A 14,786-nucleotide genomic window follows, 5' to 3' on the forward strand; every position below is an offset into this window, starting at 1 on the left:
TCCTATTCCGTAATCATTTCGATTATCGCCGTACACCGAGTATAATATGGATGGGGAAAGACGGTCAAAAACCCGGAGAGTCGTTTTTCGTAATCATTCCGATCTTGAGGCTGCATACAATCATTTTTTGACCGCATACGGCATCGGACGTCTCTCAACGGCCGGCAGCGTGGACAACAGAGGGAAAGGACGGGATCGGCCGTGCAAAGCCAAAGTTATTTGGACCAACTGCGAAAACAGGGATTGAAGTTGACCGGTCAACGCAAGATGATCCTGCATATCCTTTTGACCGAAAACCGGTACATGTCGGCGAAAGAACTGATCGACCAAGTGCAGGAACAGTATCCCCATATCAGCTACGACACCATTTATCGCAACCTGAGAATGCTCCGGGACGAGCACATTATTGAAGAATCGATGTTTGAAGACGGAAGTGCCAGGTTTCGAATCCGGTGCGCCGATCCCCATCATCACCATTTTATCTGCACCCGATGCGGAGCCACGATTCCCATCGAAGCCTGTCCCATGGAGTTGACTGTGCCCGCTCCGGAAGGCTTTCTCGTACAAAGTCACCGATTCGAAGTTTTTGGTGTGTGTGGCCAATGCCGAGATGTAACGAAATAAAGGGTTGCTCCGTCTATTGTTTAGAAAAATCTTCTGTGAAGAGGCGGGAAGCGCATGCGGCTATTGTGGCGCAGCCAACGGCAACGAGGCATCCTGGTTGCGATGGCCGTAGCTTTTATGGCAGGACTAGCGGGATGCGGCCCCACATCGTCGACGGTCGATCCCCCCGTACCGGCCGCCGATCCCATCCAGGCGGAAAACGCCCGCCTGAAACAACAAGTGGCCGAACTGCAAAAAAGGCTTTCGGCCCTTGAACCCGATACGCCCGTTACACGGCCTCTTTCAGACATCGATCGTGAAGTCGAGATTTTCACCGCCACCCACCCCATCACCCCCGTCGATCAAGTCCTGCGCCGAGGAGCACGGTTGCCCTTTGACGCGGTGGTGACAAACACGCAGTGGCGGCGACCGGGGTATTCCGGAGTTTGGCACAGCACCTATTTCGGTGGAAAATACAGCGGAGTGGAGAAGCTGGTGGAACTGGCGGCCCATCGCGCTTTTGTGTACACCGGTGGGTTGGCGGCCTCCCAACAGTTGCTCTACGGGCTGGGAATCGTCACGACTCCTGAAAGCGACGCAACCCGGGGGAAAAACCTTCCCCTTCAAGATACCCGGGGAGACCACATCAGCCTTCTGATTCTCTACGGACAGGTTCAAAGCGTGACGCGGTTGGACAAGCAGGTGGTGGTCAAGGTAAAACCCACCGAGGCAGGCTTTCAGGAAGTGCGGCTGAATACCGTGGACGTCCTGGGAAAGACGGGAACTTCAGGGGGGGACTCGGGAACATCGACCGTGTTGTTCGAGTTCGTGACGCCGGAAGGCGATCCTTTAGATGCCTATACGGCGGACTTGACGGGGTTAAGGAAAGGGTGAGAAAAACGGGTTTGCCCATGAACGCTCCGTCCAACAAACAACCTCCCCGCCCGGCCCGGCGAGGAGGTTAACTTCGATCCTGACTGCGCCCCTCATCGTCATCCAATCGGCGATGACAGTCAGGGCAGATGTTGAACTCCCTTTCTACTTCGTCTCCTTCATAAAATTGGCCGCATTCCAAGCAAATGTACTGCACGGGATCACCTCCTGCTCTGTGCGTTCGTGTGGCCTTCGAAACGAACGAGCTTGAATTATTCTTATGCGTATTATACCGCGGTTGTGCTTGACTGGCAAGAAAAAGCCGGGCTCGGCCCTGTGCAGAACCGTTGCCCGGCAATGAGATCCGGTGATCGGGGTCAGGCTTTGGCCTCCGCGAACCGCTTTGCCACAGCGTCCCAATTCACCACATTCCACCAAGCGGCGATGTATTCGGGCCGTTTGTTCTGATACTTGAGATAGTAGGCGTGCTCCCATACGTCCAGTCCCAAGATCGGATAATCTCCGTCCATGTACGGGCTGTCCTGGTTCGGGGTGCTAGTGATCTCCAGCTTCCCGCCCGGTTTCATGACGAGCCAAGCCCAACCGCTGCCAAAACGGCCTGCCGCCGCTTTAGAAAACTGATCCTTGAAGGAATCGAAACTTCCAAAGGTGCTGTTGATCGCGTCCGCCAGGGCTCCGGTCGGCTGGCCGCCACCGCCTGGTTTCATGATCTCCCAAAACATGCTATGATTCGCATGTCCGCCTCCGTTGTTCCGGACAGCGGTACGAATGTTTTCGGGAACACTGTTGATCCCGCGAAGCAGGTCCTCGATGCTCTTGGCTTCCAGGTCTGCGTGACCTTCCAACGCTGCGTTGAGGTTATTCACGTAGGTGCCATGGTGGCGATCGTGGTGGATCTCCATGGTGAGGGCATCGATGTACGGCTCCAGGGCGTTGAAAGCATATGGCAGAGGCGGTAATTGATGTGCCATTGGAATCCCTCCTATGTAAGCAGAATGAGTGGTACATCTTTATCCTACACGATTTGCCGAAACAATGCCAAACCTCTCTGCTGCCGACAAAAAGCCTAGAGAGCCGATCGGCTCCCCACAGCGCCCGGTCCGATTCCCGGACGCCCTGTTCAATGATACAATCAATATTAAATAAGACATATTTGAAGTGGAGGATCCACGAAAATCGATGAAGCCACATCCCTGGTTGTATGCCTTCGTGTTCGTCACCGGAGCCGCGGTCATGACTTTGGAGATGGCCGCTTCCCGTTTTGCCGCGCCATTTTTTGGCACATCCCAAATTGTATGGGCGAACATTATCGGTTTGATTATGATCGCACTGTCCCTGGGGTATTGGTTGGGTGGCCGGCTGGCAGACCGCTATCCTCGGTGGCACTTGTTATTTGCCGCCGTAGGAATGGCGGGACTCCTGGCCTGTGCCATCCCCTGGACGGGCCCGTGGGTATTCCATCAACTCCAGGCTGGGATTACAGGAACGCCCATTCACATTATTGTTTTTTCGTTTTTCGGCATCTTGATCATGTTTGCACCCCCGGTGTTTCTCCTGGCTACGGTCAGTCCCTTTGTGCTGCGACTTTCGGGCAGAGATGTGAGCGACCTGGGCAAGGTGGCCGGGGCTCTTTACGCATGGTCCACGGTGGGGAGTATCGCCGGAACTTTTGTCACCGCTTTCGTGTTGATCCCCCGCCTCGGTACTCACATGACCATTGTGCTCACCTCTGGCGCCCTGATCGTCTCCGCCGCGATGGGGCTCACCGCCGTGTCCCCCCGCCGCTGGTGGTGGTCGTGGTTATTGTTACTCGTTCCCTTGGTGACCGCCTTGGGAGGTCCCCGGGCGGTCAAACCGGTTCAGGGACTTTTATTCGAAACAGAGACGGAGTATCAGTACGTCCAAGTGGCGGCTCTCCCAGACGGATCGACGGCGCTCATTTATAACGAGGGCGGAGGGGTCCAGTCCTTGCGGCGTCCGGGAGATGCCCTTGTGCCCCGGGATTACTACAGTTATATGACCCTCCTTCCGTACTTGTCCGGAAATCCTTCTTCCGACCGCATGGAGGGGGTGGTCATCGGTGCAGCGGGCGGGACCATTCTGCATCTCATCGACCACTACGACCAGGGATCGTTCCCAGGGCTCCGTCTGGAAGGGGTGGAGATCGACCCGGTGGTGGCGAAGCTCGGGCCGCGGTATTTTGGCCTGAACCCCGCGCGAACGCCCATCCGGGTGGCGGATGGCCGGGCTTTTGTCACGGCTTCTCAGCACACTTGGGACTTTGCCGTGGTGGACGCGTACAGCCAGCAGATCTACATTCCGTTTCACCTGGCAACCAAGGAGTTTTTTTCCACCCTGGCCGATCACCTAACCACCCGGGGCGTGATGGCCTTTAATGTAAACGCAGTCAGCCCAGATTCTCCCCTTCTTCTGTCTCTGCTGAAGACCGTTCAAGAGGTCTTTCCCCATTTTGTGGTGATTCGGGTGCCGGACAGTTACAATTACCTTGTGATAGCGGGGCGCAGCCCTCTCCCCACCGAGGCCCTTCGGGCCCTCGGGATGGGGCGGTCTCCGGTGTCGTCCATCGCCCGGGAAGCCTTGGCGCACCTGTGGAGACCCACTCCGGAACAACTGAAGCGGGGAATGGTACTGACAGACGACCGGGCACCAGTGGAATATTTGACCGACTCGATGATTTGGGATGTGGCTGGCCGGGGGATCAGTCCGTAATAAACCCTCGATGATGTAATGGTGGATCGATAAGTGGAAGGCAGCTTGTTCGGGGAGATGATCGGAAATGAAGCAGACCAATCGGAAATGGGTCACCGTATGCCTGATGGCCGCGATGTTTCTGTCCGCGATGGAGGCCACCATCGTGGCCACGGCTATGCCCACCATCGTTGGAAAGCTGGGCGGGTTTTCTCAATTCACTTGGGTTTTCTCGATTTTCTTACTCACCCAGGCCGCATCGATTCCGATTTACGGAAAGCTCGCCGACCTTTACGGGAGAAAACCGGTATTTGCCGTCGGGACGGGGTTATTCGTCATTGGCTCGGCGCTGTGCGGTTTGGCGGACTCCATGCCGACACTTATCGCCTTTCGAGCTCTGCAGGGATTGGGGGCAGGTGCCGTACAGCCCATAGCAACGACGATTATCGGAGATCTGTACCCTGGGCCGGAACGGGCGAAGGTTCAGGGGCTTTTGAGCAGCATGTGGGCCATCGCAGCTATTGTGGGCCCGGCGCTGGGAGGTCTGTTGGTCCAGACTGTCGGATGGCCGTGGATTTTTGAACTCAACGTCCCCCTCGGGATTCTGACGATCATCGGGATCGCTCTGTTTCTGCACGAGAAGGTCGAGCGCCGGGGCCATCAGATCGATTATCTTGGGGCAATGACCCTGCTGATCGGCGTCAGCGCCCTGCTGACGGCGCTGCTCCAAGGGGGTGTAGCCTGGCCTTGGACTTCTGGCAAGGTCCTGGGATTGTTCGCCGTCTCCGCCCTGTGTCTGGCTTTGTTCATTTGGATTGAGACCAAAGCCCAAGAACCGATGCTGCCGCTGTCTTTGTTGCGCCGCCCGGTCATCGCCGCAGGCAACATCGCCGCGGTGATCACCGGTGGCATCACCCTGGGCGCTTCGTCCTTTTTGCCGACCTTCGCCCAAGGGGTACTTGGCACCTCGGCCATCATCGCCGGGGGAACAATCGTGACGGTGTCCATTGGCTGGCCGTTGGCCTCGACGCTGTCCGGAAAACTGATCTGGCGCTGGGGATACCGGGCCTTGGAAGTGGCGGGCCTGTTGTTCTGCACCTTAGGGGCAATTTTGTATCTGACCATCTCGCCATCGACTCCCCCGTGGCACATGGCCGCCTTTAGCCTCGTTCTCGGGGTCGGGTTAGGCCTCGCTTCCACGACCCAAATTGTGGCCATTCAGACCAGTGTGCCCTGGCAGCAACGGGGGATTGCCACGGGGGCCAACATGTTCGCGCGAATTCTCGGCAGCACCTTGGGGGTCGCGGTGATGGGAACCGTGGTGAACGCCGGTCTGAGCCGAGCGTTGTCGGCCACGCCCATCGCCCGGAAATACGAAACGGCGGACCCGATTTCGGTAACCAATCTTTTGCTCGACCCCGTGCGCCGGGCAGGGTTACCCCCCGGTGATTTGCGGGTTCTGAGCGACGCCCTGGCCCACAGCATCCACTCGACCTTTTGGGTGCTCCTCGTCGCGGGGATTCTGGGGACTCTCGTCGCCTTCGGCATGCCGGGCGGGGTGCCTCAGTCCGAGAAGTCCAGGGAACAGCCGGAGACCGGCCGATAATCAGGATGAAGCGGCGGCCATCAGGCCTGTTTCCTAACATTCCCATTCTCTACGTGCGAAACGCAATTTATTATGCTATCATGAGGAAGGTATTGAGACTCGCAGGACATTCGTTGCGGTAAAGTGGGGTCGATGGCCCGTGCACGTATGGAACCGGTTGTTTGGATCCCACGATGACGAGCGGCAAGTTTTCGAGGAACTGTGGGACAAGATGTACCGCCACGCATACATGGTCGTTCGGGACACTCATCTCGCCCAAGACGTGGTTCAAGAAGCGTGGATTAAGATCTGGCGTCAGATCAAAACCCTTCGGGAACCGGACCGTTTAGGCGCGTGGGCCACAAAAATTGTTCATCACACGGCAATCGACCTGGTGCGCCGCCGACAACGATGGAACGAAATCTCATCGGAAAACGTCTATGAAGTAGAGGGAACAGAAGAGAGTACGAGAACAGATGGACCTGAGGAAGTTTTCTTCCAGAGAGCGGACGCTGATGAGTTAATTCGGGCGCTGAACCAGCTCTCGGACGATCATCGCGTCGTACTGGTGCTGCGCTTTTATTACGATTACAAGTACGATGAAATGGCGGATATGCTCCAAGTTCCCGTCGGCGTTGTGAAATCCCGGTTGCATCGGGCCAAGAACGCCTTAAAGCAGATTTTGGAACATGACCGGTCGTCGTTGTCGGTGCGGGAGGTGAGTGTGACTGATGAACGACTTTGAAAAGGAGATCCGCCGCGCCTTCGATCGCATGTTCAACGAGATTGAGGTTCCCCCCGCCGAGCCCATCGTTGGGCGAATCGAGCGCAAGCAACAACAACGAAGGACAAAACGGTACATCGTCACCGGCATCTCCGCTGCCGCGGCGGCCGGCCTCATCGCGATGGTGTCAGTGCCCCACTTGGACGGGACATTTCGGAACCCTTCGGTGGCCTTCAATGCACCGCCGGGGAATACACGCGCGCCGGTCACACCGAACCCAACAAAACCGGGGAGTACACAGGCAACTCCGGGCCTTGGAACGCAATCCCCGGAAAAGGCGGGGGTTTCTCAACAAGGAGCGGGAGATGCCCCCGGTGGGTCCCCGGAACACCGTGTGGGGGACAGTGGTTCGGCTAGCAAGGGAGCTTTAGCCATGGGAGGTGCCCGGGGGTCTTTATCAACTGACAATCCAGGCGCTTCGGGGTCTCCGTCAAAAGGAGGCCAGCCATCTGCCACGAATGAGGCACAGGCCCCTTCTGCACAAGGAAAGCCCTCAGAGACTAGTTCGGGTTCGGTGGTCGGACTCAATCAGCAAGACAAAAGCCAGATTGTCCTTCCGAGCGCCCGGGCCATCCGGTGGACGCCCTATCAACCGTCGTTCATCCCGGCGGGGTATGTACCGGTCGTGGAATTTGCATCAGCTACGGCCGCTCCGAATGGAGGGAAACCTCCGGTGGGCGTGCGGTGGACTTATCAGGGGCCGGACGATGCCATTCTAATCATCGCGCAACAGCCTCTAGAGCCGAACGCCGCTTCGCCGTTGCCGGTCTCGCCGTATCCCCAGGAGCAGACGACGGTACATGGACAAGCAGCGGTCTTCCAGCGGGGGAGCGATAACCTGCTACATCTCATCTGGGTGGAGAACGGGATCCGGTTTGACATTGCGACCAACACCGACAAGCAAACATTGCTTCAAGTTGCGACAGGATTAGCGCCATAGACGCTCCACTGCATCTCAACTAGGTGCAAAACGGGACCCCATTTGACACTGGACTTGCTTCAAGTGACAACAGGATTGGCGCCAATAAACGCACCACAGAAAGCCATGACGAATGTGACGATCAAGAACCGTGCGGAGTAACGTGCGGTTTTTTTACTTTTTTGTGTTAGTTTCCATAACATAACCCCTTGTCCCAGATGGCTGTCCCGCATAGAATGTGAAATATGATACAGCGTAGACGCAGGGTGAGGGGGAGTGACTATGTGGAAAAAAAGCCGTCGGGCACAAAAAGAAAACCTCGACCCGGACCGTTCGGAAAAGCTTCAGAGCTTCGTGTACGCGTCCCGGGTGGCAGCTGACCGCCTGGCCGCCGTAGTTAGACAAGTAGACGCCTGCACGGACGATTTGCATCGAATCGCCGAAAACACTTTGCGCCTACAGGCTGCTATGTATTCTCAAGGCCAACACGCTTTGGCGGAACTTCAGGAAACGGCGGCATCGACCCGGGAGGTATCCGCAGCTGCAGATTCCATCACCACCTCTGTCGACCATATTCGCCAGCAGAGTGACACCGCCCACCAGCTCCTACAGGAAGTGGTCTCTTCTTTGTCCCTGACCGAACGAGCGATGGAAGATGTCAAAGCAAAAGTGCGAGAGATTCGCGCCCATGTCCAAGACTTTGTCCGCCAGTCCGAACAGATACAAGAAATCCACCATATCATTCAGAAAACTGTCTCCCAAACGACGCTTTTAGCATTGAACGCCGGCATCGAGGCTGCCCGGGCAGCTGACCAGGGAAAAGGATTTGCTGTGGTGGCCGCTGAAATCAGGAAACTCGCTGAGCAAGGCCGGACAGCCGTCGCCCGCTCGTCAGACATTCTCGATCAATTGAGAAAGGACATGCAGGCCATGCTCCAGGCTGCGAACTCCGGGGAAACCGCGGTCAACAACGGGGTCGATCAAGTCACCGCAGTCATCAAACGCATCGGCGCCCTGGCGGATCCTTTCTCCCAGGTGAACCACTGGGCCGTCGCCACCTCCGAAGCGAGCCGCCGCCAGTCCGCACTGACAACCCAAACTGACCATAAAACCGCCCAGGCGGCCTCGGCCATCGAAGCGGTAATTGCAGACGTGGGCTCCGTTCTTAAAGATATGAACCAACAGGGGCGACACATTGAGGCACTGCGCACCCTGGGCAATCACCTGCAGGAGACCTCTGAAAACTTGATCCGGGCTTTTGACGCCATTGCCGGGTGGATGCAAAACGATCCCTTAACCATTGATACGCACCGGCTCAATGCCTGCCGAGAATTGTTGATCAACCTGAGCCAGGAACCGGAAATCAAAGGAATGAGACCGGAGTCTCACCGGCGCCGCTTACAAACCTTTCTCCGGCAACAACCTGATTTTGAGGCGATTTGGTCGAACAGCCCGGATGGATCGTTTGTGTTCTCCGAACCTCCGGCCGGCCTCGTCAACGCCAAGGAGAGGCAGTGGTGGATCCAGGCCATGGGCGGCAACGTCTATATATCAGAACCATATGTATCCGCCATTAGCCATCGGCCTACCATTACCATCGCCGTCCCCATCTACGGGGAATTGGGGAACATCGTCGGATGCTTGGGGGCTGACCTGGATCTGAGGGGAAAACCGGCCACTCGACAATAACCCCTCAGCTCGGCGCCTCGCGGGCTTCTGTGAAAGATTGCCAAGCGAGCTTCGCCGCTCCCAGGATGCCGGCATCCTCCCCCAAAAAAGCTGGAGATAATCGGCAATATCTCGCCACCCGAGGCAGCACCCAACTCCGAAAGGCTTCATCAAGAGGTACAAACCACAGATCTCCAGCCTTGGCCACCCCTCCTCCCACCACAATCACATCGGGGCTCAACAAATCGGCGGCAGCAGCCAGCCCTCTCCCCAACCAGAAGGTGGCTTCTCGGATCACCTCCGAGGCCCGCTCATCCCCTTGTCGAACCAGGACAAAGATATCCTCCACCGTCAGGGAGCCCGACGGGCCGATCAAACCCCGACGCCGGCTTTCGCGAACCAGTGCAGTGGCCGAAGCCAGGGTCTCCAAGCATCCCCGACTTCCGCAGGTACACGGCTCGCCGTCCGGTTTCATAGGCAGATGGCCAATTTCACCGGCCATGGCCAGGGCCCCTCGGTAAACCCTCCCCTCCCACACGATACCGCCCCCGATCCCTGTGCCAACCGTCACGCACAGGACCGAGGCAGCCCCTTTCCCAGCCCCGATCCACGTCTCTCCCAAGGCCGCGGCGTTGCCGTCATTGTCCAGGACGACCGGTTTGCCCAGTTCCCGTTCCATCAAATCCCGAATCGGAACGTTTTTCCAGTGCAAATTCACCGCTTCTTCCATCCATCCGCTCTCTAAATCGAGAAAAGCCGGCCAAGCTGCGCCAACGCCGACCACATCCCTCCATTCCACCCCCGCCTGCACCGCCAGGGCCCTCACTTCTCTTCCCAACCTCCGCATCACCCACTCAGGCCCCCGCCTGGCCTCCGTTGGCCACTGCCCACGAGCCACAACCGTCCCATCCCAGAACACGAGCCCCGCCTTGATTCGGGTCCCGCCCACATCGATCCCCGCAACGAGCCCTTCCACCGCCGGCTCCCTCCCCTCTTTCGTTCACAATGCCCCCGGCTTGATCTCAACTGACTGCCCTACCGCCGAACCGCCGCCGCCACTACCCGTCCCCATTCTCGGTCGACCTTTTGGGCCACCCCGGGATCCGGTTCCACCTGGCCCGGGTAGCCCGGCTTCATTCGGGCATCGATGACCAGGGGAAACTGGTACGCCGGCCGGTGTCTTCCCGGTCGCGTTCGGGCATACAAGTCCCGGGCCGGGTCAAACCGGGTGAACCACGTCCATAACCCCGTCGTCCCATCCCGTATTTCTTTGACGTCGTCCACCAGAACCACCACCGGCCAATCGGCCAGCTCTTTCTCCAGTGCCACCTTGCTCCCGAGAGTCGGACTTTGTTCGAAGGATTCCACTTCAATGAATATTACACCAGGTAGAAAGACCTTTACATCTCCGAGATATGAAGGCAGAGTGCCACGGAGGGAACCGGGCAGAACTCTGCGAGGTTTTCCCGTGCCAATCCAGAGAGATTTACTGCCGTGATTCAGGCGCCCCCCGGTATAATCCAAGGTATCCATCGGCGTATCTGGAATTACGTAAAGATCTTTGGCCGGATCCATCCTCTCCAGCACCGCCTGAAATACTTGGCGATAATCCCGGACATCCACCGCCTGATCGGTCAAAAACAAGCATTTTGTCAACGAGAGTTGTCCCTCGCCGAGAATCCGGAAACCGTGGACCAATGCTTCTCCCTCGTAACTATCCCGCACAACAGCGGCACACAAGGGGTGAAATCCCGTCTCCGCGAAAGTCCAGAGATCCTTTACACCTGGCATCGCCAGCGGAAACAAAGGAGCCAACAGCCGCTGCAAAAACTCGCCGAGAAAATAATCTTCTTGTTTAGGTTTTCCCACCACTGTCCCCGGAAACAAGGCGTCCCGGCGGTGCAAAACCGCCTCGACCTGAAACACCGGGAAAGGATGAGCCAAGGAATAATATCCATAATGATCGCCAAAAGGCCCCTCCAACCGCCGAACCCCGGTAGGTACCCGGCCAATCATGGCAAACTCCGCCTCGGCGATCAACGGGTGGCCCCACCCCGCCCATCGCCCCAGGGGGATCTTGTCCCCGAGAATCAACGAGGCCAGCAACAATTCGGGCACAACCTCGGGTAGAGGGGCCACCGCAGCAGCCGTCAGGGCCGGAGGGCCTCCCAGGAATACCGTCACAGGCAAAGCCTCACCCCGGGACTCGGCGACATGGTAATGAAAGCCCCCACCTTTGTGAATCTGCCAGTGCATACCTGCCGTGTCATCATCGAAAATCTGAACCCGGTACATCCCCAGATTGTGCCGCCCGGTATCCGGGTGCTCCGTATACACCAACGGTTGAGTGAGAAAGGGGCCACCGTCCTCGGGCCAACAGGTCAGGGCCGGTAACTTCGTGAGCCCGGGCGGGGACTCCACCACTTGGGCCACGGGAAGGTCCCGGGATCGCCTGACTCCTGCCCGGGCCACCTCCTTCAGAAGCCCCCGGCGCCCCCACAATGCGCTCCACCGCGGGGGGAGCAGTTCTTCCGCCGCCGAGGCCATCTCGCGAACGAGCCGCTCCGGCCGGCTACCAAAGGCAAGTTCCACCCTCCGGGCTGTCCCGAAAAGGTTCGTTACCAGAGGAAAGGGACTGCCTTTGACGCGATGAAAATACAATGCTCGCCCTCCCTGGGCGATCACTTGGCGGTGGATCTCCGCCGCTTCCAGGTAGGGATCCACCGGCTCCTCAATCTCAAGCAGTTCGCCCTCCCGGCGAAGAACTTCTAGAAACTCCCGCACATTCCGGTGCACCCCGGAACCCCCTCCAACTTTCGACTCGGCCACAGCGACCGGTGACGTCAGTAAATCTCTTTATACCGGTCAAACATGAAAAACACGCGCTGCACAAAATGTCTCGTTTCTCCCACCGGGATCCGATCCGCCCCGTCCAAGGTACCGTCCCATTTACCCGCCTGAAGCCATTCCTGAACCCGGTTTGGTCCCGCATTGTAAGCCGCCACCGCCGCAACTTCATTCCCTTGAAAGCGGTGGATCAGGTAGTTTAAATACCACGTCCCCATAGCCAGACTCACTTTCGGGTTTTTCAGATCATCCGGGGAAACCCGGGGAGCCCCTGGCTGTTGGACGATCCATCTGGCCGTGTCGGGCATCAGTTGCATCAGCCCGACCGCGCCAACCTTCGACACCCGATCTTCAGCAAAAGAACTTTCGACCCGGACCACGGCAGCCACCAACAGCGGGTCGAGATCATATTGGCCGGCCTCGGCACGGATGTCGTCATAGTAATACAAAGGGTACATCCACCGGGCCACCCACTTGGTTTGCATGATCGCAAAAACAGCTATGAGCAGCACCAGCAAAAGCACCATCCACCATCGGCGACGCCCGGAAAAAGCTCCCTTCATGCGCCCGTCCGCCGATCGCACAACGCCTGCCACACCCTTTCTACCTGCTGCCTCGTCCAATCCAAGTCACCGCTATTGTCGATCACGTAATCGGCATACCGTCGTTTCTCGTCCAAAGGCATCTGAGAGCGAATCCGTGCCATCGCTTCTTCCGCGGAAAGCCCATTCCGAGACATGAGACGGCGTAACTGGACCTTTTCGGGAACCCATACCAAGATGCACACATCCACCCGTTCAACCAACCCGCCCTCAATAAGCAGTGGCACGTCCCATAACACCACCGCCCTGGGGTCGCCCTCCAAGATTTCCCGAGTCAATTCCGCCATCCGGGCCCGCACCCGGGGATGGACGATGGCATTCAGCTTCGCCAATTGATCCGGCCGCCCAAACACCCGGGCTCCGAGCTTCTTCCGATCCAATTGGCCATCAGCCTGGAGAATATCCTTTCCAAAGACAGCCGTCAACTCTTCCAGACCTTCGGTTCCCGGTTCCACCACCTCCCGGGCCACCTGATCCGCATCCACCAGGCGCGCTCCCAGCGCCACAAACATTCTCGACACTGTACTTTTGCCACTGGCGATCCCGCCCGTCAAGCCCGCAATCACGCGCCCATCCCCCTTGGTGCCGGTTTATCACCACCCCGGGCCTCCTACCTCCCGTCCCGTCCCATCCGCTTCAATCCCGCCCTCAGGCTGGCAGACGGGGCAAATATGCGTGCCCCGCCCGGCCACCACCCTCCGCTCAATGGAATGGCCGCATACCCGGCAGGGCTGCCCGGTCCGCCCGTACACGAACAGGTGCTCCTGCATCAACCCCGGCCTGCCGTCGCTGCGCACATAGGAGCGCACCGTTGCCCCGCCCGCCGCCAGGGCCTCCTGAAGCAAAGCGCGCATCTGGGCGAGCAATCTTTCGGCCTCGTCCGGGGTCAAAGACCGTCCCGGGCGTTCCGGGTGAATACCCGTCCGAAACAACACTTCGTCCACATAGATATTGCCGAGCCCCGCGATCACTCTCTGGTTGAGCAAAAGCCCCTTGATGCGCCCCTTTCCGGACAAGCGCCGGCGCAAAACCTCCGGAGTCAGCTGCGGATCGAAGGGTTCGGGACCCAGGGAAGCAATGGGTGGAAACACTTCCCACTGCCGGTGCTCCACCGCGTCCATCGTCCCGAATTTGCGAACATCCCGGTAGCGAAGATCCCTGCCGTCCTCCAGATGAAAAATGACCCGGGTGTACTCATCCACCGGCGTTTTCGCCTCCACCAGTCGATACCGCCCCTCCATCCGAAGGTGCGAAATCAGCGTCCATCTCAGCCCATGAAACAATAAATACTTTCCCCGCCGGCCGATTTCCTGCCAGGTCTCTCCGGCGAGGCGGGCGGCAAATTCCTCCGGATCCGCCGGTGTTCGGATCGTGCGTTCGCACAACACCGTCACGCCGGCGATTCGACGCCCTTCCAAAACAGCCAGTTCCCGCCGAATCTGCTCCACCTCGGGCCATTCCGGCATCCAGTTTGCCCTCCTGTTCACAAAACTGTACCAAAACCGTCATGTCCCATTCCTCCGTACTTTGCGGATCCGTTGTACCATCAAAAGAGGGACTTTAAACGGCAGTCCGATATCGCCGTATCCTTCGGCAAGGAGTGAGACGTTTTGGAGAAAAACGATCAGAAACACATGGCGACGCCCGAAGGGAAAAACGAACTTACCCGCCGCCAATTCTTGAGTTACGCCCTCGGCGGCACCGGGGCGTTTATGGCCGCCGCCATCGGTGCGCCGTTGTTGACTTTCGGTCTGGCGCCCCTCAAGACCTCCGGTTCTTCCAACATGGTAGGCACCGGGCACAAGGTCAACGAATTTAACGGCCAAGACCCCAAACTTATCTCTTTTAAGCTCCACGTCAACGACGGGTGGAACTCCAAGGACGTCCAAAAGCAAGCGTACGTGATTCAACAAGGCGACAAGCTGCTGGTGATGTCTCCGATTTGTACCCATCTGGGCTGTCTGGTCAGCAAGGCGACTCCCCAATGGAGCCAGGGCGGCAAGTGGTATTTTCACTGCCCGTGCCACAACAGCTTGTTCGACAAGTACGGCGTCCAGAGCCCGGACTCTCCGGCGACCCGGCCCCTGGACCTCTACACGTATGACGTCCGCAACGGCGAACTGTTCGTGTCCGGCCAGATGATTAAACGAGGTTAAGATCCCGGGGCCGCAAGGT

General features: G+C 58.1%; 14 protein-coding genes. 8 read left to right on the top strand and 6 right to left on the bottom strand.

Features of this window, described 5'->3' with window-relative positions:
- Positions 1 to 201: 201 nt before the first annotated feature.
- Positions 202 to 624 (top strand): Fur family transcriptional regulator, encoded by a 423-nt coding sequence (locus CVV65_RS12025; RefSeq protein ID WP_100668330.1) that lies wholly within the window; start codon positions 202 to 204, stop codon positions 622 to 624.
- A 54-nt stretch (positions 625 to 678) separates the two neighbouring features.
- Positions 679 to 1,497 carry a hypothetical protein gene (locus tag CVV65_RS12030; RefSeq protein WP_100668331.1) on the top strand — a complete coding sequence of 273 codons (819 nt, stop codon included), beginning with the start codon at positions 679 to 681 and terminating at the stop codon, positions 1,495 to 1,497.
- A gap of 356 nt (positions 1,498 to 1,853) precedes the next feature.
- On the opposite strand, the gene CVV65_RS12035 is transcribed toward CVV65_RS12030, so the two are convergent.
- Positions 1,854 to 2,468 (bottom strand): superoxide dismutase, encoded by a 615-nt coding sequence (locus tag CVV65_RS12035; RefSeq protein WP_100668332.1) that lies wholly within the window; start codon positions 2,466 to 2,468, stop codon positions 1,854 to 1,856.
- Positions 2,469 to 2,676: 208 nt separating this feature from the next.
- Between CVV65_RS12035 and CVV65_RS12040 the strand changes: the two genes are divergently transcribed.
- The 5 genes from CVV65_RS12040 (at position 2,677) to CVV65_RS12060 (ending at position 9,183) form a co-directional block, all read left to right on the top strand.
- Positions 2,677 to 4,227, top strand: coding sequence for a spermidine synthase (locus CVV65_RS12040; RefSeq protein ID WP_100668333.1), 1,551 nt, complete (start codon positions 2,677 to 2,679; stop codon positions 4,225 to 4,227).
- A gap of 67 nt (positions 4,228 to 4,294) precedes the next feature.
- On the top strand, positions 4,295 to 5,812 hold the full coding sequence (locus tag CVV65_RS12045) for an MDR family MFS transporter (RefSeq protein ID WP_100668334.1): 1,518 nt from the start codon (positions 4,295 to 4,297) through the stop codon (positions 5,810 to 5,812).
- A 139-nt stretch (positions 5,813 to 5,951) separates the two neighbouring features.
- Positions 5,952 to 6,536 (top strand): RNA polymerase sigma factor, encoded by a 585-nt coding sequence (locus CVV65_RS12050; RefSeq protein WP_100668335.1) that lies wholly within the window; start codon positions 5,952 to 5,954, stop codon positions 6,534 to 6,536.
- Positions 6,523 to 7,515, top strand: a complete 993-nt coding sequence (locus CVV65_RS12055) for a hypothetical protein (RefSeq protein WP_100668336.1) — start codon at positions 6,523 to 6,525, stop codon at positions 7,513 to 7,515. The genes CVV65_RS12050 and CVV65_RS12055 overlap by 14 nt, the downstream gene beginning before the upstream one ends.
- Before the next feature lie 261 nt (positions 7,516 to 7,776).
- Positions 7,777 to 9,183, top strand: a complete 1,407-nt coding sequence (locus tag CVV65_RS12060) for a methyl-accepting chemotaxis protein (RefSeq protein ID WP_100668337.1) — start codon at positions 7,777 to 7,779, stop codon at positions 9,181 to 9,183.
- 4 nt (positions 9,184 to 9,187) lie between these two features.
- On the opposite strand, the gene CVV65_RS12065 is transcribed toward CVV65_RS12060, so the two are convergent.
- From CVV65_RS12065 to mutM, 5 genes are read right to left on the bottom strand one after another with little or no spacing between them, the layout of a single operon-like run.
- Positions 9,188 to 10,138 carry an ROK family protein gene (locus CVV65_RS12065; RefSeq protein ID WP_100668338.1) on the bottom strand — a complete coding sequence of 317 codons (951 nt, stop codon included), beginning with the start codon at positions 10,136 to 10,138 and terminating at the stop codon, positions 9,188 to 9,190.
- A 59-nt stretch (positions 10,139 to 10,197) separates the two neighbouring features.
- Positions 10,198 to 11,958 (bottom strand): UbiD family decarboxylase, encoded by a 1,761-nt coding sequence (locus CVV65_RS12070; protein ID WP_100668339.1) that lies wholly within the window; start codon positions 11,956 to 11,958, stop codon positions 10,198 to 10,200.
- Between the two features lie 47 nt (positions 11,959 to 12,005).
- Positions 12,006 to 12,605: a lytic transglycosylase domain-containing protein gene (locus CVV65_RS12075; protein WP_232070106.1), complete on the bottom strand. Its 600-nt coding sequence runs from the start codon at positions 12,603 to 12,605 to the stop codon at positions 12,006 to 12,008.
- Positions 12,569 to 13,177: a dephospho-CoA kinase gene (coaE, locus tag CVV65_RS12080; protein WP_100668340.1), complete on the bottom strand. Its 609-nt coding sequence runs from the start codon at positions 13,175 to 13,177 to the stop codon at positions 12,569 to 12,571. Before coaE ends, CVV65_RS12075 begins: the two co-directional genes overlap by 37 nt.
- Positions 13,178 to 13,204: 27 nt before the next feature.
- Complete coding sequence (gene mutM / locus CVV65_RS12085) at positions 13,205 to 14,077, bottom strand: bifunctional DNA-formamidopyrimidine glycosylase/DNA-(apurinic or apyrimidinic site) lyase (RefSeq protein WP_100668341.1); 873 nt, start codon at positions 14,075 to 14,077, stop codon at positions 13,205 to 13,207.
- Positions 14,078 to 14,221: 144 nt separating this feature from the next.
- On the opposite strand from mutM, the gene CVV65_RS12090 reads away from it, so the two are divergent.
- On the top strand, positions 14,222 to 14,767 hold the full coding sequence (locus CVV65_RS12090; protein ID WP_232059715.1) for a Rieske (2Fe-2S) protein: 546 nt from the start codon (positions 14,222 to 14,224) through the stop codon (positions 14,765 to 14,767).
- Positions 14,768 to 14,786 lie beyond the last annotated feature (19 nt).

It is taken from the genome of Kyrpidia spormannii (assembly GCF_002804065.1).
Taxonomy (GTDB): Bacteria; Bacillota; Bacilli; order Kyrpidiales; family Kyrpidiaceae; genus Kyrpidia; species Kyrpidia spormannii.

Bases quoted from the DNA above. Each gene is read 5' to 3' on its own strand.
- CVV65_RS12035 (WP_100668332.1), bottom strand. From the start codon at position 2,468: ATGGCACATCAATTACCGCCTCTGCCATATGCTTTCAACGCCCTGGAG.
- CVV65_RS12060 (WP_100668337.1), top strand. From the start codon at position 7,777: ATGTGGAAAAAAAGCCGTCGGGCACAAAAAGAAAACCTCGACCCGGAC.
- mutM (WP_100668341.1), bottom strand. From the start codon at position 14,077: ATGCCGGAATGGCCCGAGGTGGAGCAGATTCGGCGGGAACTGGCTGTT.
- CVV65_RS12040 (WP_100668333.1), top strand. From the start codon at position 2,677: ATGAAGCCACATCCCTGGTTGTATGCCTTCGTGTTCGTCACCGGAGCC.
- CVV65_RS12045 (WP_100668334.1), top strand. From the start codon at position 4,295: ATGAAGCAGACCAATCGGAAATGGGTCACCGTATGCCTGATGGCCGCG.
- CVV65_RS12030 (WP_100668331.1), top strand. From the start codon at position 679: ATGCGGCTATTGTGGCGCAGCCAACGGCAACGAGGCATCCTGGTTGCG.
- CVV65_RS12055 (WP_100668336.1), top strand. From the start codon at position 6,523: ATGAACGACTTTGAAAAGGAGATCCGCCGCGCCTTCGATCGCATGTTC.